The sequence below is a fragment of the Olsenella urininfantis genome (genome assembly GCF_900155635.1).
In the GTDB taxonomy this organism is placed as follows: Bacteria; Actinomycetota; Coriobacteriia; order Coriobacteriales; family Atopobiaceae; genus Olsenella_G; species Olsenella_G urininfantis.
Genome location: NZ_LT732540.1, coordinates 1 through 18,619, shown reverse-complemented (window position 1 = coordinate 18,619; position 18,619 = coordinate 1). Strand labels below are relative to the sequence as shown.

The following is an 18,619-nucleotide window of genomic DNA, read 5'->3' as shown; positions in this document are numbered from 1 at the left end:
CGGTTAGGCCCTCCAATCGATCTGCGTGGGGTTCTGAGCGGCGTGCGGGTGCTCGGAACCTGCGTACACCTTGAGCTTCATGCCCTGCTTGCGACCAAGGGTGGTCTTGGGGAGCATGCCCTTGATGGCGTGCTCGACAACGCGCTCGGGGTGCTTGGCCATGGCCTCCTTGTAGGACTCGATCTTGAGCCCGCCCAGGTAGCCGGAGTGACGCCAGTAGAACTTGTGGTCAGCCTTAACGCCGGTAAGCTGGACCTTGTCGGCGTTGATGACTACCACGAAGTCACCGGTGTCAGTGTGAGGGGTGTACTGGGGCTTGTTCTTGCCACGAAGGATCATGGCAGCCTTGGTCGCAAGGCGACCAAGGGTGGCGCCATCGGCGTCGATGAGCACCCAGTTGCGCTCAACCTCGCCTGGCTTGGCGTAATGAGTCGACTTAGTCACTTGACTCCTCCACATGCTTCTAAAACGGAACGCTTTTTCCTGTGAGATTACGGGGCTCAGTGGAAAAGCCTTAAAAGTATACAGCAGAAGTGGCTCCGATGGCCGTCTTCTTTGCCTCGGGGCAGGATTCGTCGATTCTTCATGGATGAGCCGCTAGAGGGAGCCTTCCCCACCTTGTGCAAGGAAGGCGTCGATCTCCGCCAAACGTGCCTCCACCTGCCTGCGGCCCTGCAGGTAGAGGTCCAGCAGCTTCCCACCATGCCCCTCGTTGGTGGCAACCTCCACGGGCCTCTCGGGGGCGATGACCAGAACGGGGCTGTCCGCCTGCCCCTCGAGGTCGAAGAGGCGTGCGCGCTGGGCGTTGTAGCGATCGGCCCTTGTCTTCAGAGCGTCGAGGTAGTAGGGATACCCGTCGTAGCGATGGGAGCGGATGGAGAGCCTCTCGTTGAATCCGTCCTTCTCGTAGGCTCGGTCTTGCGTGATGACCACCAGGGCGCGTCTGGCAGGAACGTACCCCCCGGGAAGCTGCGTTGGACTGGTCCCCAAGGCCATCTCGAAAGGAATGGAATCTGTGGTGCCGCCGTCCAGGTAGCGATGCCCCTCGATGTTCACCATCTGCGAGACCAGGGGCAGCGACGCCGATGCGCGAAGCTTGCGGACGTCCTCGGGGAAGGTCTTGCACTCAAGGTATGCCGGCGTTCCAAAGACCACGTCCGAGGCCACGACGAACATGCGCAGGTCACTCTCGTTGAAGGCCAGGTTGTCTCCGGGGTCCAGATGGTTCTGGATCTCCTCGTACATGAACTCCCCGCCCGCAAGGTCGCCCGTGGTGGCAAGGGACCAGAACGACATGAATCGTCGGTCATCTCGGTATGCCAGCATGATGCGCATCGCCCTGCCGATCTGGCGAGACTTGAAGCATGCCGCGTTCAGGGCCCCGGCAGAGACCCCCCAGACGCTCTCGAAGTCATAGAGCCCGTGTTCCTGCAGGACATCCAGCACGCCCGAAGTGAACATGCCCCTGAAGCCCCCGCCCTCGAGCACGAGCGCGTTTCCCTGCGCCATGGCCCAGCCTTTCGTCCCTTGCCGACCCGCTCGAGAACGAGTCTAGGGCAAGCGGAGTCGGGCCGCCGGCGTGGCCGGTGGCCGGCGGCTAGCCCAGCAGGCGCCCCAACGCGCTGGTGTATATGGCAAGCGCCCGCCTGAGGGAGGTCTCGCGCACCGCCTCGTTGGGTCCGTGTATGGGTCCGACCCAATCCGGAAGGCCCACGTCATCCGGACCGTTCTCCGGGCCGAACGCCACCGCGAGGGGGAAGCGCTTCGCATACGTGCCGCCGCCCATGGTAACCGCATGTGGCTCCTGGCCCGTCCACTCCGCATAGCTCTCGAGCAGCGCCCTGAGCTCGGGGCGGGAGGGGTCCACGTACAGGCAGCCTCCACGGTGCGTCTCCACGAAGCACGCGCCATGCTCCTCGCAGATCGCGCGCAGGCGCTCGCCAAGCCGGTCGGGCGTCGTGGACTTGGGATAGCGGGCGTCCATCGTCTGGACGAAGCGCCCCGCCTCCATCCGCATGGTGCCGCTGATGATGGTAAGCGGGTCGAACACGTCGTCGGTGGCATCCACGCCCAGGGCCGAGCCATCCCACATGTCATGAATCATCGTCTGGAGGCAAAGCCAGCGCCTCTCGGCCTGGTTGCACACGCCGCTCGCAAGGAGGCAGCGACAGAGCACCCCCCAAGGCGCTCAGCGTGCCCCGGCCAACCGCTCGCAGTTCGACGGCTTCGTGACCGCCGACGAGGGCGCGACCGACGAGCTCGCGCGCATCGTCTCGGCGGACTCGATGAAGCGCCTGTGCCGCCAGTCCGTGAAGAGCGAGCTTACGTGCTGCTGCGCCTTCCTGACCGTCACGGCGGGCGAGGAGGGCGAGCCGCCCGTGATCGTGTCGGCGCACCCGGCGACCGCGGCCGCCGCCGTCTGGGACGACCACATGCACCGTGTCGCGGAGGGGATGGTGGTGGTCGACAACCCGTCCAGCGCCGAAGCCATCTACGCGGCCAAGGAGGCGCTCGTCATCGACGCGCAGAACCTCAACGCCGACAACGGCGAGGCTCTGCGCGACGTCGCCCTCATGGCCCTCGCGGCCTCGCGCGGAACCGACTACGCGGCGGTCGAGGGCGAGCAGCTGGCCGTGCAGGCCAAGTTCAGGAACCCGGCAATGCCGAGCGTCGTAAGCCAGTCAGACGCGATGGTCAAGATGATCTCGGCGCTGCCCTGGCTCGCCGAGTCCGACGTGGCCCTGGAGGAGCTGGGCTTCTCCGACGACCAGATACAGCGGCTGCGCTCCGACCGCGCCAAGGCCACGAGCCGCGCCGCGAGCGTGGCCGAGTGCCGCGAGTACGCGAGGGGCGTCATGTCAGGCGTCATCCAGCGCTACGACGACGCCGCCGCCTCCCTTGCGGCCGAGTGGTACGACAGGCAGGCGGCCGGCAGAAGATCATGCCGCAGGCATAGCGGAAAGGGAAGAGGGGGCCGCCCAGGTCGGGACGGCCCCCTCTCTTATCCGACGAGCAGGAAGAACGCTCGTCTGACAGCGACCACGCGGAGGTGTTCGCCTAGTTCGCCTATGGTGGAGGTGCGGAGAATCGAACTCCGGTCCAAAGCAAACCCCTGGCAGGTGTCTCCAAGCTCAGTCACCGGTTAGGTCTTAGACGCGTCACACCCCGTGACCCGCGATCTGCGTCCCAGTTGGTTCAGGCTTGGCCTCAGGCATACCAACTACGTCCCAAGGAGCATCTCCCTAAGATGACGTCACCCCAGGATCAGGAGAGAACCCTGGTTAGACGGCTGCTTTTAAATTAAGCGGCGAGGGCGTAAGAGCCCTGATAAGAGTTGTCGTCAATTAAATTTGACGGTACCCCTGTTTAACGTGGCGAGGAGACCACGGCTTGCTGCCCACCTCAGGCCCACCCTGTCGAAACCAGTCACCCCCATGAGATGCGGGGCCGTGGGCCACCATGCGATCTGTCAAGCTGCGTGCCAAGCGGATTGGCTGAGGCCTAGTATACCCTCTTTTGGGCTTCGCCCATCGCCTGCCCACGGCGCTCGCGCCTCTCTCGGTCTATGCCCATAAGCCCAAGAGCAACAAGCAGAAGCACGGGGCAGCCCAGAATCGCCAACAGGCCGCTTTTTTCTATCAGACGCCCACCAACGATCGCGCCCACCACAAAGCTGCCTATGGTTGCGTAGTAGAGGCCCGCCGACCTTAGCTGCTCGAGCCGACCCGCGTGCAGGTAGGCAATCAAGGCATGCGTCCCGCTGCGCAGGTTGCCGATACACATGGTGGTGGCAAAGGGCCTGCCGTGAATCTTTCTGAAGGCTTGCACCTGAATGCCGCAGGCGAGGGAGGTAAGGGTGTTTGCCAGTGCGTTTGACTCCTCGGGAACGAAGGCGACCACACCAAGGAGAACGATCTCCAGCAGAAGGGCGATCTGACGCCAATGGGACATGAGCGGAAGCCGCCTCTCCTTGAGGCGCATGCTTAGAACCTGCGTCACGGAGATCCCCAGCGCGAAGGACAAGACCGGCAGCAGGTAGCGCAGCGCCTGGTCGAGCCTTCCGTCTGCCAGCGCAATTCCCAAGAGGAGCATGTTGCCCGTCTGCGCGTTCGCGAACACCTTGCCACGCGCGAGGTACGAGTAGGCATCCATGAGCCCGCCTGAGAGCGCGAGCACGAAAGCGACCTCGAGAGACTCCGACGTCTGCCTTGCTCGAGCCATGCGAATGCCCCAATCTGATGCGCCCTGCCCTGCATGGACGATTCTACGCCCAACGGGCGGCAGCCTTCTCTCCCACACAAAAGGCGGCCGGGTTACCCCGGCCGCCCAAGAGCTCTCGAGCTGTGGTCTGGAGCGCTACTCCTCCACGAGCTCGAACATGTCGGCGCCAACGCCACAAACGGGGCACTCAAAGTCCTCGGGCAGCTCGGGGGTCTCAACCTCAACCTCGTAGCCGCAAACGGTGCACCTGAACGTGTAGGTCTTCTCGTCAGCCATGTGAGTTCCTCTCTCTATTGACATTCGCCCCTTGCGAGGCCCGTGCGGCAGGACGTGTCCCACGGGCAAGGCTAGCGTACCCAAGATGAGCAGGCCCATCAACGAGATTTGCCAGAAGCGCGAGGGCATTTTTTCCTAGAGGCGACTCCGCTCCTTGAGCGCGCGCTGGATCTCTCGGTCGCTGTCGCGCTTGGCCAGGTCATGCCTCTTGTCGTAGAGCTTCTTGCCCTTGCCCAGCCCAACGCGAAGCTTCACGCGGTTGTGCTCGTCGAAGTAGAGCTCGAGCGGCACCAAGGCATTGCCCTTCACATGCAGCCTCTGGTCAATGAACTGAATCTGGCGCCTGTGCATCAAAAGGCGGCGCCTCCTGTCCGGGTCCACGTTCCACACGCCTCCGTTGGAGTACGGGGGGATGTGCACTCCCACCAGAAAGAGCTGCCCTCCCCTCACGATGCAGAACGAGTCGCTGATCTGGCACGCTCTCTCTCGGATGCTCTTCACCTCGGTGCCGGTGAGCTCGATGCCCGCCTCCCAGGTCTCGCCTATCTCATAGTCGTGATGGGCGCTGCGGTTCTTCGAGATGCTCTTCTTTCCTTTCTTAGCTTGCGTTGGCATCGTCCACCTCGTCCTCGTCCGAACGGATAAGCTGCATGAGGGCCATGGCGGCCTGCTCGCCCACAAGGTCACGCGCGCGCAGGGTCAGCCTGGTCGCCTCGTCGCCCTGCCCCATCCGGGCGTAGTCCACGGCGCACATGAGCATGCAGATGGCAAGGTCTGCGTTCGCACCCTCGGGAAGGCCCTCTGCGGCAAGCAGCCCCTCCACCTCGTCATCGCCCACTCCGTCCGGGTCGCACTCGCCGCCCGCCGCCTGATCAAGGGCAACTGCCAGGGCGGACTCATTTACGTCCAGCCGCCTCGCCGCACGCAAGGCGGCTGCGGCCGCCTTGGGCTTCTTCGAGACCTGGAAGTACTGCGAGAAGGTCACGTAGGCACGGGCAAGGTGCCCTGGCTGACTCGCGCGCTCGAACACCGAGTAGGTCAGGGCCAGGCACTCGTTCATGTCTCCCGCAATGCGGCAGAGGTCCGCTAGGTTGAGTCGGTGCTCGCATGCCATGGGGTTCCAGCGGACCGCCTGCCTCAGGGAGGCGGCGGCCATCTCGTAATCTCCCGTGTGCACGCAGGCAAGGGCGAGGTCCGCGTAGAGCCTGTCCAGAGGCTCCCCCACATCGCGCAGCTCGCGCGGGTCGTTCTCCACGCGTCGGTAGGCCAGGCGGTCGAAGAGCGTGGGGAAGCTGAACCACTGCAGCTCGTCCGTGACGGGGCAATTCCTGTCCACATACTCCTCTGCGTCCTCCGCCAGGCGAGAGAGCAGGTCCCGGGCAGCCTCGTCCTGCCCCTGCACCATATAGCCCTCCGCCCTCGTCAGCTCGTCAGTCATGCTCGTTGCGTCCAACAGGACTCCTCTCGAGGCGCACCAGGCGCCGTTTTCTCAGATGCAGTCTAGCCTACCCCGCGACAGCGATTCTTATGTGGCCGGGCCTGGCTTAGGAAGGCCAAGGTCTATCTGACCCTGGGGAGGGTTCGCCCCCGTCACCACAACAACCACGCGCTGACCAAGTTGCCATACCCTGCCGGACTCCCCCGTAAGGCACTGGCGCTCCTCGTCGAAGGACATCCACCCTTCGTCGATGGCACGCGTTGGCAGGAGCCCCTCCGCACAGCTCTCGTCCAGCATCACGAAGAGCCCGTAGCGCTCGCACCCCACCACAACCCCCGAGAACCTCTCGCCGACGCGTCCCAGATAGAGCTCTGCCATCTTCACCCTCTGGCTGGCACGAGCCGCGCCCTCTGCCGCGCGCTCGCGCTCCGAGCAGCTGCGGCAAAGCTGGGGGAGCTGGCGGCGTATTGCCCTCTGCTCCCTGCCATCCAGCTTGCCGTCGAGCCTGGCCTTGAGCGCACGATGCACCAGCACATCCGGATACCTGCGGATGGGAGAGGTGAAGTGACAGTATGCCTTCGCGCCCAACGCGTAGTGGCCCTGATTTTGCGGCAGGTATACCGCCCTCTTCTGCGCCCTGAGCAAAAGCGAGCTCACCAGGGCCTCGTTGCGGGTGCCCCTCGCGCGCGCAAGCAGCGCCTGGGTTGCCTTGGGATCGCCCAGGGCAAGCTCCTCCGCCTCCGGCCCCCCAACCAGCTCGAGCTCACGTAGGAGCGGAAGGGTCTTTCTCAGGCTGTCCGGAAAGGGGCTTTCGTGCACGCGATATGCGCAGGGCACGTCCTCCTCGGCAAGCAGCCGCGCGACGCACTCGTTTGCCACGAGCATGGCCTCCTCCACCAGCGAGGTTGCCCTCGTTCGCTCGCGAATCTCAACGCCCGTGGGCCGCCCCCTCTCGTCCAGGCGAACGCGAGCCTCCTTGGTCTCGAAGTCTATGGAGCCGCGTTGGGCGCGAAGCGTCCTTCGAAGGGACGCAAGGGCGTCGAGCGAGCGTATGGCGTCGGCGATCTCGTCGGAGGAACCTTCCGCCACGCCCAGCTCCCCCGCAGGCCTCTCGCCCTGGATGAGTGCCTCCACCTCGTCGTAGCTGAGGCGGGCGCGAGACCGAATGGCTGAGCGCACGACGCTGCAGCTCCTCACCCGACCTCTCCGGTCAAGCCTCGCCAGCACGCTCATGGCCAGCCTGTCCTCGCCGGGACGCAGGGAGCAGGCGTCGTTGCAGAGCTGGTCGGGCAGCATGGGCACAACGCGGTCCACCAGATAGGCGGAGCAGCCGCGAGCTCGTGCCTCCAGGTCGAGCGAGGAGTCCCATGGCAGGTAGTGGGAGACGTCCGCGATGTGGACCTCCAGCTCGTAGCCCCCCGGCGTGACGCGGGCAAACACCGCGTCGTCGAAGTCCCTTGCGTCGGCGGGGTCTATGGTGAGGCAGCAGCGGTCACGGAGGTCCTTGCGACTCGAACCAGCCGTGAGGGCGGCATCGACGTCCACCCTTATGCGGCCAGCCTCCGCAAGCGCCGCGGGCGAGAATCCTCCCGCAAGGCCCCACGACGCAAGGACGGACTCGATGTTCACGTCGATCTTGTCCTTGCCACCGACTCGCCTGTCCAGAGTCACCACGCCGGCGCTGTGGCGCTGCGGATACTCCACTATGCGGGCAAGGACCACGTCACCGTCCCGCACGCCCAGCATTTGTGGGCTTTTGTCCTCCGGGAGAACGAAGAAGTCCCGTTTGACCCTCTCGTCCAGGGGAACTACAACGCCCAGTGGATCCAGCACATGATAGACGCCCAGGAAGTCGACGCTCGCCCGCTGGATGACGCCCTGAACAACGGCGAGCTTATCCTGCCCGCCGCGCCTCACCAGGCTCACGCGCACCTCGTCGCCGCTCATGGCCTCACGTATGCCACCCTTCGCCACGGGGAAGCTGCCCTCGTCGGTCTCCACAACGGCATTCCCAGGCCTGATCACGCGCAGCACCCCCACGTGAACCTGCACGCCGCCGCGGCGTCCCCTCGGACCCCGCCCGTAGCTGCCCCTGCGCGTCCTTCCCATCTGCCGCCCCTCTCGTACGTGCCTGAGAAAAAGGGCGGCGCAGCCTTACGTGGCCGCGCCGCCCCACCTGATCTTGATCAGCCCGCCCTCGCGGCTACACCCTCAGGTAACGGCGCATGGCGATGGCGGAGCCGAAGAGGCCCAGCAGGCAGCCAATGACCACCAGGGAGAGGTAGGTGATCCCCAGCGTTGGCAAGGGGATGTCGAACGAGAGGAACTGCAGGCTGTTCTGCAGGCGCGGAAGCACGACGCTGATGCCCGCGTGCAGGACGGCAATGGAGAACAGCGAGCCGATAAGCGCCTCGAGCATGCCCTCGGTCAGGAAAGGCCCGCGGATGAAGCCGTTGGAGGCGCCAACCAGGCGCATGATCGCAATCTCGCGGCGACGAGCCGAGATGGCCAGCCTGATGGTGTTGTTGATGAACACGAAGGCGATGAACGCAAGCAGGACCACCAGCACGACGGTGCCCACACGCAGGTAATAGGTGACGCTGAACAGGCGCTGGACCGTCTCGCGCCCATACTGGACCGATGAGGACGCGTCTCCGGAATCGTCCGCGATGCCTTTGAAGCTGGCGTTGTCCACCAGCTTGTTTGCCACGGACTCGACCTGCTTGGGGTCCGAGAGGCTGATCACCAGGGAGGCGGGCAGGGGGTTCTCGCCGTCGAGGGCAGCCACGGCGTCGGACGCATTGCGGTTGCTCATGGTCTGGCGGTACTCCTCAAGGGCCTGATCCTTGCTCTTGTAGGTCACGTCCTGGACATACTCCCAGCCCTTGACCTGCGAGGCGAGCGCCATGGCATCGTCCTTGCTGGCGTTGTCCGAAAGGAATGCCTGGATGGTGACCTGGTCCTCCACGCTGCCAACGAGGTTGCCCAGCAGCACGGACCCCAAGACGAAGAGACCTATCACGAAGAGCGACAGAAAGATGGTGACGATGGCGCCGAGGACGGTAGACCAGTTGCGCCTGAAGTGTCTGATTGCCTCGCGAAGCGAGTAGCCGAGATTAGAGAGCCCCATAGAAACCGTACCCTCCCCTCTCCTGATCACGCACGATATGACCGGCCTCGAGGGCGACGACGCGCTTGCGCATGGAGTCGACCATCTCGCGGTCGTGGGTGGCCATGACCACCGTGGTACCGGTACGGTTGATTCGGTCAAGCAGCTTCATGATGCCCAGCGAGATGGCGGGGTCGAGGTTGCCCGTAGGCTCGTCGCACACCAGAAGGGGCGGGCGGTTGACCATGGCGCGCGCCACCGAGACGCGCTGCTGCTCGCCGCCAGAGAGCTGGTCGGGGTAGTTGTCCATCTTCTCCGCCAGGCCAACCAGACGCAGGACCTCGGGCACCTGGGCCTTGATGACGGAGCGGGGCTTGCCGATGCACTCGAGCGCGAAGGCCACGTTCTCATAGACCGTCTTGTCGGGCAGAAGCTTGAAGTCCTGGTAGACGGTTCCTATCTGCCTTCGCAGGTAGGGTACCTTGCGGTTCTTGAGGCGGGTGAGCTCCTGGCCGGCCACCATGACCTTGCCACTGGTGGCCCGAAGCTCGCGCGTGAGAAGCTTGAGGAAGGTTGACTTGCCAGAGCCGGAGTGTCCCACGACAAAGACGAACTCGCCGGGATAGATGTCCAGGCTCACGTCCTCCAGGGCGGGCTTGTTGGGCTGCGCCGGATAGACCAGGGTGGCGTTCTTGAGCGAGATGGTCGGGGTGCCCGTGTGTGGGACCACGGGGCCGTTGCCACTCTCGAGCGGCGCGAACACGCTGGTGAAGCCCGGCTGCGAGGTCACGTCCAGGCCCTTGTCCTCGCTCGCCGCAATCGCCGCGGGAGCCATGTCCCGGTGCTGCTCCCCCATGAGGGGCTGGTCTGGCTGGAAGGCCTGGACAGCGGCAGGATCAACGCCAGGGAGCACCTCCTTGAGCGCAGGCTCTGCCGAGGCAAGGTCCCTCGCCTTCTCAACGGTCGCTTCCGGCGCGCGCTGAGCGGCAGAGAAGGAGATGGCCTGCATGGCCTCCTCCAGCTCGGCCTCAGAGACGCCGCCTGAATCGTTCTGAGAGATTTCCTGAGGGGCCGCCTCCTGGGAGGCGTGCTCCTCATCCCCCTGTCGCTCGCTTTTGCGGAAGTGGTTGGCCACAAGAGCTCCTTTGCTGCATCGCGAAACGGACAGATACATCGGGTCATTTTACCAACGTTGGGACGAGGTGCCGACGAGCGTGGCCCCTCGCACAGAGAAAGCATTGCGATGGACGCCGAAACCCAGCTAGGAGGGGTCTATCTGCATGAATCCCTCTCCAAAGGCCTCGTGCGCCTCCGAGACTATGACGATGGCGTCTGGATCCATCTGAGCCACAATCCCCTTGAGGCGCATGGTCTCGGAGCGGCCGAGGACACACATGAGCACGGGACGGCTGTTTCCGCTCCATACGCCACGTGCCTGCAGCTCGGTGCAGCCGCGGCCAAGGTCATACAGGACCTTGTCGGCAATCTCCTCGTGCTTCTGCGATATGACGTAGACGATGCGGGCCGTGCGCGGACCGTCCAGCACCATGTCTATGACCACGCCGCTCACATACATGGCAATTCCCGCGTAGAGGGCATTGCGCAGGGAGAACACCGGTATGGAGAGAAGCACTATGGCACCGTCCGCGAGCACGCAGAGCAGCCCCACAGGAAGGCCCGTTCGCCGGGCCAGCAGCTGCCCCACGATGTCTGTGCCTCCGGTGTTCCCGCCCGAGAGGAACACCACGCCAATGCCAACGCCAACCAGCACACCGCCCCAGATGGCAGAGAGCAGCAGCTCCCCCTGGGCAGGCACCGGCAGCACGGGCGCAAGGGCATCCACGAAGAAGCCCGAGGCCAGAATGCCCACTATGCTCTGGGCGACATAGCCCCTGTCCTTGGTGGTGAGGTAGACGTACAGAAGCAGGGCGCCGTTCATGATGATCGTCTGGGCGCCAACGGGCGCAGCGATGCCCATCTCGCGCGCAAGCGCCTCGACGATGGTCGCCAGACCGGTCAGACCACCTGCGGCGAGGCCGTTGGGAAGCTCGAAGCAGTCGATGCCAATCGCGTAGATGAGCGACCCGGAGAGAATGAGGAATCCCTCGCGCAGAAGCTCGCGCCAGTGCTTGCGATGCGCCATCCCTACCCTTCCTCCCCCAACATCCAGCGGTGGTAGCCCACCACGAACTTGTCCAGGTCGCCATCCGAGAGGACCGAGTCCACGTTGCCGGTCTCCATGCCCGTCCTGAGGTCCTTCACCATCTGGTATGGGTAGAGCACATAGCTCCTGATCTGGTTGCCAAAGCCGATCTCGTGCTTGGGCCCCCTGAGCTCGTCCAGCTCCGCCGCCCGGCGGGCAAGCTCCCTCTCGTACAGGCGGCTGCGCAGGATGTTCATGGCGAAGGCCTTGTTCTGCAGCTGGCTGCGCTCGTTCTGGCAGGTGACAACCGTGCCCGTCGGCAGGTGGGTAATGCGTACCGCAGAATCCGTGGTGTTCACGCCCTGCCCACCGTGGCCCGACGCGTGATACACGTCTATGCGCAGGTCATTGGGGTCAATGTCCACCTCGACGTCATCCGGCAGGACGGGGAGCACCTCCACCCCCGCAAAGGTGGTCTGGCGGCGCTTCTTGGCATCCGTCGGGGAAATGCGCACCAGGCGATGCACGCCCTGCTCCGCGCGAAGCATGCCGTATGCGTTCTTCCCTGACACGGTGAAGGTCGCCCGGTCCAGACCGATCACCTCGGCGGGAGGGGCGTCGTTTATCGTTGCCTTCCAGCCGCGGCGCTCGCAGTACGAGAGGTACATGCGAAAGAGCATGCCGCACCAGTCCTGCGCCTCAAGGCCACCCTGACCCGGCGTTATGGTGACTATTGCGTCTCCGTGATCAAGATCTTCCGTGAACCAGCTGGCAAGCTCAAGCTCCGAGAGGCGCTCCTCTAGCGCATGAAAGAGCTCAAGGGCCTCCCCGTAGAGCTGATCGTCCTCCAGCTCCTCGGCCAGCTCGAACGCTGCCTCCACGTCCCCCAGGTCGGAGCGGGCGGCCTCCATGCCGGCAACGTCCTCCTTGGCACGGGTGAGACGTGCCATGGTCTTGCTTGCGGCCTCGGCATCATCCCAGAAGCCCGGGCGCGCTCCTGCCCGCTCCAGCTCTTCCACCTCGGCGCGCCTGTCAGAAATGTGCAGGTAGCTCTCAACCTCATCGAGGCGCTCGGCGAGCGCCTCGATGTCGGAGCGGCTTATGTCTGCCATGCCTATCGATTCCTGCCGTGGCAGTTCTTGAATTTCTTCCCGCTGCCACAGGGGCAGGGGTAGTTGCGGCCCACACCCACATAGGGATCGGGGTCATCCGACTTGGTGTAGGTGATGGGCTTCGAAGGCGCAGGGGCCTTGCCAGACCCCGCGGCGGCAGAGCGCATGGGGTTCATGTGCGCGCCTCGGTCGCCGTCCACCTCGGCCGGGCCAGAGAACTTGGCTCCCCGAAGCTCCTCGGGCTCCTCGGCAACCGCGCGCGCCTGAGCCTGCGGGGCAAGCTCGATACGCAGGATGGTGCGCAGGAAGTCCTCGTACATGGTGTTCACAAGCTCGGTAAAGGCGGAATATGCCTCGGTCTTGTACTCCACCAGGGGGTCGCGCTGGCCAAAACCACGCAAACCGATGCCCGTCTTGAGATAGTCCATCTCCTGCAGGTATGCCATCCAGCGCGTGTCTATGACGCGCAGCATGACCTGGGCGGAGAGAGCGTGCATGATCTCGTCCGAGAGACGCTCGGACTTCTGGGCGTAGCAGGCGTCCACAAAATTATTCACCAGGTCGGTGACGTCGCCCTGGTCGCTGTCGTCCTTGACCTCGGGGAGGTCATCGCGCCCAGAGAGCTCGCCAACCCACTTGCGCAGGCCGTCGACGTCCCAGTTCGAGAAGCTGACGCCTTCGGGGCAGAACTCGGCAACCCTGCGCTGAACGGTGTCGAACGTGACCTCGCTGACGTGCTCAACCAGGTCCTTGCCATCCAGAATCTTGTTGCGCTCCTCGTAGATGACCTGGCGCTGCTTGTTCATGACATCGTCGTAGTCGAGGACGTTCTTGCGCATGGAGAAGTTGATCTCCTCGACCTTGCGCTGCGCGCTCTCCACCGCCTTGGTGACCATCTTCGCCTGGATGGGCACGTCTGCCGGCATGTCGTACTTCGCCATCATGGAGGCGATGCGGTCCATGCGGTCTCCGCCAAAGAGCCTCATGAGGTCATCGTCCAGCGAGAGGTAGAACTGGGTCTCTCCAGGGTCGCCCTGACGGCCAGAGCGGCCACGCAGCTGGTTGTCGATGCGTCGGCTCTCATGACGCTCCGTGCCGATCACACAGAGTCCTCCAGCGGCAAGGACATGCTCCTTCTCGGTTGCGCAGGTCTTCTCTGCCTGCGCAAGGGCCTCCGCGCGCTGCTCCTGCGTTGCCTCATCGGGGTCTATGCCGCGCTCGGCCATGAGCTCGCGGGCAAGCTCCTTGGGATTTCCTCCCAGGAGAATGTCCGTGCCTCGTCCGGCCATGTTGGTTGCAATGGTGACGGCGCCCTCACGCCCTGCCTGTGCGACGATCTGCGCCTCGCGCTCGTGGAACTTGGCGTTCAGCACGCTATGCGCGATGCCCCTCTTGTTGAGAATCCTGGACAGGCGCTCCGAGCTCTCGATGGAGACGGTGCCCACCAAGATGGGCTGACCCTGCGCGTGGCGCGTGGCAACGTCTGCCGCGACAGCTGCGAACTTGGCATCGATGGACTGGTAGACGAGGTCGTCGTGATCAACGCGAGCGACAGGCCTGTTGGAGGGAATCGCCTGGACGGGAAGGTGGTAGATCTCCCTGAACTCGGCATCCTCGGTCATGGCGGTGCCCGTCATGCCAGAGAGCTTGTCATAGAGACGGAAGTAGTTCTGCAGGGTGATGGTTGCCAGAGTTTGGTTCTCCTCGCGCACGAGAACGCCCTCTTTGGCCTCGATGGCCTGATGGAGGCCCTCGGAATAGCGTCTGCCCTCCATGGCGCGTCCCGTGAACTCATCGACGATCTTGACCTCGCCATCAATGACCATGTACTGCTGGTCGCGATGGAACATGTACTGGGCCTTCAGGGCCTGCTGCAGGTGGTTCACCAGCTGGCCGGATGGGTCCGCATAGAGGTCCTCCATGCCCAGCGCGGCCTCGATCTTGCGCAGGCCCGCCTCGGTGGCGGCAATGGTGTGCTTCGCCTCGTCCATCTCGAAGTCAACCTCGGGGGTGAGGCCGCGAACGGCGCGCGCGAAGTCCTTGTAGGTGCTGGCAGACTTGGTGCCCGCGCCGGAGATGATGAGCGGTGTCCTCGCCTCGTCGATGAGGATGGAGTCAACCTCATCGACGATGGCAAAGTGATGCCCACGCTGGACGCGCATGTCCGCGCGCGTCACCATGTTGTCCCTCAGGTAGTCGAAGCCAAACTCCGAGTTGGTGCCATAGGTGACGTCTGCCGCATAGGCAGGCTTCTTGAGGGATGGCCTCATGCCGTTCTGGAGCAGCCCCACGCTCAGCCCCAGGTGGCGGTAGATCTCACCCATCCACTCGCTGTCTCGCTTGGCAAGGTAATCGTTGACCGTGACGATGTGGACTCCCTCGCCGGGAAGTGCGTTGAGGTAGCCCGCAAGGGTGGAGACCAGCGTCTTGCCCTCGCCGGTCTTCATCTCGGCGATCATGCCCCTATGAAGCGCAATGCCTCCTATGAGCTGCACGTCGAAGTGGCGCATGCCCAGCGCGCGACTAGATGCCTCGCGAACCGCGGCGAAGGCCTCGGGAAGGAGATCGTCGAGGGTCTCCCCCTGCTCAAGGCGTCTCCTGAAGATTCGCGTCTGAGACCTAAGCTCCTCGTCGCTCATCCGCTGGAACTGATCCGAGAGCTCGTTAATTGACTGAACGATCTTCTCGAATTCCTTGAGCTGCTTGTCTGCGCCCCTGGAAAGGAGACGCGAGAAGAGGTTTGGCATGGCATTCCTTCTGGTAGCTGACCACGGCAGAGTTATCCCGTGGGAATTTAACATCCCTCACTTTATCAATTGCCATCCGCCAGCCCACACGGCCACATGCTCAAACATGAAAAGCGCACCCGCCGCAGCTCATGCGCTTTTCAAGGCGCTAGGAGTCAAGATCAACCTGACATTTCCTGAGCGCATCCTCAAACGCCTCCTCCAGGCTCTGAGACCGCGCCCGACCCGTCCGGGACGTGCGCCGGCGATACTGCTCGCGAAGTGCAAGCACCTCCGAGGTTCTGCCCATCTGCCCCATGGCCTCCGCCAGGCACATGATGGCATCTTCTCTTCTGGGCTCCTCCTGCAGGGCGTCTTGGGAAAGCTGGGCACACAGGTGCGGCTTTCCCTCCCTTAGGGCGGCCGAGGCTCCCGCCACCAGCGCGGTGACGTAGATCTCTCTGAGCCTGATGGCCCGTGACTGCGAAATGCCGGTTATGTCGTCAAGTACGATGGCCGGCCCCGTCCCATAGAGCTTGCGCGCCGTGCAGGCGTGCCCCATGGATCTTAGGTCGCTCTTCTCGCGGCCAAGCGCCTCCAGCGCCTCGGCCTCAAAGGCATCCACGTCACAGCTCACGTAGCGCGAATCCAGCTCGATGGTGCCCTCAGGACGGCTGCTTCTGATCACCTCGATCCCGTGTGCCTTCACATCTAGGACCCTGCGAATGACCGCGATGCACTCGTAGAGCCTCTGAACGCCCCTCAGATAGTCCACGTCTCCCCATATGGCAAGGAGCGCGTCCCTCTTTAGCATCTTATGCCCCCGGACGAGGCTCAGAAGGGCCAATAGCTCCCGGGCATGACGCGAGAAGAGCTTTTCGGGATCGATCGCCTCGCCGTCAACCTCCACCTCAAAGCCGCCCAACAGAGTAATGCGAATGCGACCACCCGCAGCCTTCTTCTGACCCGTCTCACACGAGACGTCCTGGTCCTTCTGCGGCAGCGGGCCAAGCTCCGCGAAGCGCGGCAACAGCTGCAGCCACGCGCTGGGAACAGACGACCTTATCGTCCCCACCAGCTCGCCCGTGTCCTCCACGAGCAGTCTCAGGGCCCACAGATACTCCCTCGGGAAGTTCAGCCGGGAGAGGACCTCTGGGTCTGCCTTTGCCACCAACCTCCCACCGCTGGCATCGCTGAGGATTCGCATGAGGTCCCTGAGGGCTCCCGAAGGCATGTCCTGCCTCTCGGGCAGCTTGATTCTCTCGCCCAGACGATGACGGGCCATCCCATCCACGAACAGCGCCGCAGACGCGAGGTATCCAAGGCCCGCACCGTCCGCGAGTTCGTGGGCGAGCCCCGCACGGACATGTGCCCGCGTGAGGGCATCGGAGCGAAGGTCGGCGATGGCGGCCGTCAGGAGCAGCGCCGCCTCCAGGGTAGTGTCACCAAAGCTGGAGGCTCGAGACACGATCTGCTCGGCATCCTCCATAACGGAAGAGCCGTCCGCCAAAACGGTCGCCATGGACTCGAGGGCACAGAAGTATTGGCCCAGCCTGCCGGGTCCAAACTCGACGAGCAGCCTTCGGGCAAGCGCAACGTCACCCTTCTCCGCCGCGACCCCCTTCTCCAAGATCATCGCCTCCACGAAGACAAAGTCCAGGCACAGGAAGGCTGAGCCCAGGTCGTGAGGGGAAAGGCGGTCGGGGTCATTGAGCAGCAGGTCGAACGCATTGGCAAACTTCCCCTGCACAAGCAGCTCGGTCACGTGATGATGCTTCTGCAGGCGTCGCAGGGAGGGATTTCGCGCCAGCTCCACGGACAGAGTCCCCGCCCCCGCAGGCTCACCCGAAGAGCCTTTAGACAGGAGGTCCCTCTGCCTCACCTGCACCCCAAGGAACGATATCGCCTCTCGCTCCTCGGGCAGGAGCGCCCGCAGGCCCTCGCACGCCCGCCTTCCCCCTTCCAGCTCAGCCCTGCGTCCGGAGAACTCCCTGAGCATCTGTCTCAGAATGCCCGACATGGCGCAATCGCCCATGCCCAGCTCCCGCATATGTCTCAGGGCCTCGCCAACCAGCGAAACCTTTCCCGCCATGAGAAAGTGGATGCCGTTGCTCAAAACCAGCTCATGCATAACGGCCTCACCCTCTCCGGAGACCAGCGATGCGACATAGCTAGCACGCACAAAGCTCGCCCTTTTGCAGAGCACCCTCATGGCTCTGATGGCGAGGCTCTGGTGCCTTGCAGCAGCCTCACGCACGGAAGCCAGGCAACGCCTCAAGAGAATGTCGTGGCATACGCCCGCCACTTCAAAGGAGTCATCGCTCAGTCGAATGCCGAAGAACGGCGCCCTCCCCTCAAGCCAATGCAGCAGATCATCATCTACGCGCGGGGCGACCTTGGCAAGATCGTCAATTCCCCCAGAGCCTAGCAGCACCATGGAAAGCCGGAGGGCCAGCTCCTCGTCGCTCAGGCTCTCACGAAGGTGCCCACGCACCGCACGCGAGAGGCCCATCGAATATCTGAGGGCCTCAGAGTCATCAAGAAGCTCAATGTCACCAAGAGATTCCTCTCGCGACGAGGAGAGCGCAAGCTCAGGAATACCGTGCGAGAAAGCGCTGACAATCCCGCACGCTCCTTGAGGATCTTCTGGGCAAGACTCGCCCAGCAGGAAGTCCTCGCTGCGAATGACCATAGCCTCGCCCAGCAGCTCGACAAGCCCCTCGGATTCGGGGAGTAGGCAGACGATCACCAGGGCACCGGCCGCAGCCATGCGGCGGATGTAGCGAGCCTCCCGCTCGACGACATCCTCCGACCCCGCGGGCACGTCATCAATGCCGACGGCAACGCGGGAGTCGCGACGGGCCAGGGACAAGACCTCGCGCGCGAGCCTAGAGAGCTTCCCCGTAGGCGGCTCTGAAGCTGAGTCGCTCAGAGTTATCCTGCGTACCTCCGCCTCTGCCTGGGCTTCCGAGAGAAGCAGCCTGTCCATGAGACAGGTTTTGCCAAGGCCAGACTCCGCATATAAAAGCACGATCTGTCCCACGTTGCCCTGCTTGCGCATGGCAGCGATGGAGCTGCGGGCATCATCGATTGTGGGAGAAGAGCAATACCAAGGGCCATCGAATCGAGCACAAGTGTCAGCTTCCATTCGCATGTCTCCAAAAACAGGCATCCGTATGCAGATGCACCCAGCAGGTCCTTAGGCTGGCCACCCTGTGCACACTTATAAGCTAAGCTCAATAAAAAATGAGCCTCATTTGATATATTTCTATGAACGGTTGCTGAATAATACTGTGCTAATCGCAAGTTAGACGCCAGCAAGAAAAACCTCCTAAAATTAGGAGGTTTTTAGATGAAAAAAACTGAAAGACACTTGTGAAAAGATAGGGGAATGAAACTTGGCGGCCAGATGCCGCCAAATAGCAATCCCGAAACGGAAAACGCCCCTGGTTGGTCAGCGGCGTCCTGCTCTCCCACGGACTACTCCGCAGTACCATCGGCGCTCGGGGGCTTAACTTCCGGGTTCGGAATGGGACCGGGTGTGCCTCCCCTGCCATGGCCGCTGACCAACTAGGGGCGTTCTCTCTCCGGGGC

Annotated in this window: 14 protein-coding genes, 1 rRNA gene and 1 other RNA gene; all 16 read right to left on the bottom strand. The window is 63.5% G+C overall.

Annotated features, from left to right (window positions below; genetic code table 11):
• Positions 1 to 3: 3 nt before the first annotated feature.
• Complete coding sequence (rplM, locus tag CZ375_RS00125) at positions 4 to 444, bottom strand: 50S ribosomal protein L13 (protein WP_077597329.1); 441 nt, start codon at positions 442 to 444, stop codon at positions 4 to 6.
• Between the two features lie 153 nt (positions 445 to 597).
• Complete coding sequence (locus tag CZ375_RS00120; RefSeq protein WP_077597328.1) at positions 598 to 1,509, bottom strand: patatin-like phospholipase family protein; 912 nt, start codon at positions 1,507 to 1,509, stop codon at positions 598 to 600.
• A gap of 88 nt (positions 1,510 to 1,597) precedes the next feature.
• A complete protein-coding gene (locus tag CZ375_RS00115) occupies positions 1,598 to 2,176 on the bottom strand; it encodes a zinc-binding metallopeptidase family protein (RefSeq protein ID WP_077597327.1) in 579 nt (192 codons plus the stop codon).
• A gap of 893 nt (positions 2,177 to 3,069) precedes the next feature.
• Positions 3,070 to 3,434: a transfer-messenger RNA gene (gene ssrA, locus CZ375_RS00105) on the bottom strand.
• Positions 3,435 to 3,501: 67 nt separating this feature from the next.
• Positions 3,502 to 4,221, bottom strand: coding sequence for a YoaK family protein (locus CZ375_RS00100; protein WP_077597325.1), 720 nt, complete (start codon positions 4,219 to 4,221; stop codon positions 3,502 to 3,504).
• A 135-nt stretch (positions 4,222 to 4,356) separates the two neighbouring features.
• Positions 4,357 to 4,497: a rubredoxin-like domain-containing protein gene (locus CZ375_RS00095; RefSeq protein ID WP_077597324.1), complete on the bottom strand. Its 141-nt coding sequence runs from the start codon at positions 4,495 to 4,497 to the stop codon at positions 4,357 to 4,359.
• Between the two features lie 135 nt (positions 4,498 to 4,632).
• Entirely contained in the window at positions 4,633 to 5,112 is a 480-nt protein-coding gene (gene smpB, locus CZ375_RS00090; RefSeq protein WP_077597323.1) for an SsrA-binding protein SmpB, read from the bottom strand.
• On the bottom strand, positions 5,096 to 5,950 hold the full coding sequence (locus tag CZ375_RS00085) for a hypothetical protein (protein ID WP_097677363.1): 855 nt from the start codon (positions 5,948 to 5,950) through the stop codon (positions 5,096 to 5,098). The genes smpB and CZ375_RS00085 overlap by 17 nt, the downstream gene beginning before the upstream one ends.
• A gap of 72 nt (positions 5,951 to 6,022) precedes the next feature.
• Positions 6,023 to 8,044 carry a ribonuclease R family protein gene (locus CZ375_RS00080; RefSeq protein ID WP_077597322.1) on the bottom strand — a complete coding sequence of 674 codons (2,022 nt, stop codon included), beginning with the start codon at positions 8,042 to 8,044 and terminating at the stop codon, positions 6,023 to 6,025.
• Positions 8,045 to 8,138: 94 nt separating this feature from the next.
• Positions 8,139 to 9,065, bottom strand: coding sequence for a permease-like cell division protein FtsX (gene ftsX / locus CZ375_RS00075; protein WP_077597321.1), 927 nt, complete (start codon positions 9,063 to 9,065; stop codon positions 8,139 to 8,141).
• On the bottom strand, positions 9,052 to 10,179 hold the full coding sequence (ftsE, locus tag CZ375_RS00070; protein WP_097677362.1) for a cell division ATP-binding protein FtsE: 1,128 nt from the start codon (positions 10,177 to 10,179) through the stop codon (positions 9,052 to 9,054). Before ftsE ends, ftsX begins: the two co-directional genes overlap by 14 nt.
• Before the next feature lie 126 nt (positions 10,180 to 10,305).
• A complete protein-coding gene (locus CZ375_RS00065) occupies positions 10,306 to 11,187 on the bottom strand; it encodes a YitT family protein (protein WP_077597320.1) in 882 nt (293 codons plus the stop codon).
• 2 nt (positions 11,188 to 11,189) lie between these two features.
• Positions 11,190 to 12,299: a peptide chain release factor 2 gene (prfB, locus tag CZ375_RS00060; protein WP_077597319.1), complete on the bottom strand. Its 1,110-nt coding sequence runs from the start codon at positions 12,297 to 12,299 to the stop codon at positions 11,190 to 11,192.
• A 2-nt stretch (positions 12,300 to 12,301) separates the two neighbouring features.
• Entirely contained in the window at positions 12,302 to 15,046 is a 2,745-nt protein-coding gene (gene secA, locus CZ375_RS00055; protein WP_077597318.1) for a preprotein translocase subunit SecA, read from the bottom strand.
• Positions 15,047 to 15,194: 148 nt separating this feature from the next.
• A complete protein-coding gene (locus CZ375_RS00050; protein WP_077597317.1) occupies positions 15,195 to 18,068 on the bottom strand; it encodes an AfsR/SARP family transcriptional regulator in 2,874 nt (957 codons plus the stop codon).
• Between the two features lie 409 nt (positions 18,069 to 18,477).
• Positions 18,478 to 18,592, bottom strand: a 5S ribosomal RNA gene (gene rrf, locus CZ375_RS00045).
• Positions 18,593 to 18,619 lie beyond the last annotated feature (27 nt).

What these genes read in the sequence shown, in the direction of transcription:
- CZ375_RS00120 (WP_077597328.1), bottom strand. Translation starts at nt 1,509, where the DNA reads ATGGCGCAGGGAAACGCGCTCGTGCTCGAGGGCGGGGGCTTCAGGGGC.
- CZ375_RS00100 (WP_077597325.1), bottom strand. Translation starts at nt 4,221, where the DNA reads ATGGCTCGAGCAAGGCAGACGTCGGAGTCTCTCGAGGTCGCTTTCGTG.
- CZ375_RS00095 (WP_077597324.1), bottom strand. Translation starts at nt 4,497, where the DNA reads ATGGCTGACGAGAAGACCTACACGTTCAGGTGCACCGTTTGCGGCTAC.
- smpB (WP_077597323.1), bottom strand. Translation starts at nt 5,112, where the DNA reads ATGCCAACGCAAGCTAAGAAAGGAAAGAAGAGCATCTCGAAGAACCGC.
- CZ375_RS00080 (WP_077597322.1), bottom strand. Translation starts at nt 8,044, where the DNA reads ATGGGAAGGACGCGCAGGGGCAGCTACGGGCGGGGTCCGAGGGGACGC.
- ftsX (WP_077597321.1), bottom strand. Translation starts at nt 9,065, where the DNA reads ATGGGGCTCTCTAATCTCGGCTACTCGCTTCGCGAGGCAATCAGACAC.
- CZ375_RS00065 (WP_077597320.1), bottom strand. Translation starts at nt 11,187, where the DNA reads ATGGCGCATCGCAAGCACTGGCGCGAGCTTCTGCGCGAGGGATTCCTC.
- prfB (WP_077597319.1), bottom strand. Translation starts at nt 12,299, where the DNA reads ATGGCAGACATAAGCCGCTCCGACATCGAGGCGCTCGCCGAGCGCCTC.
- secA (WP_077597318.1), bottom strand. Translation starts at nt 15,046, where the DNA reads ATGCCAAACCTCTTCTCGCGTCTCCTTTCCAGGGGCGCAGACAAGCAG.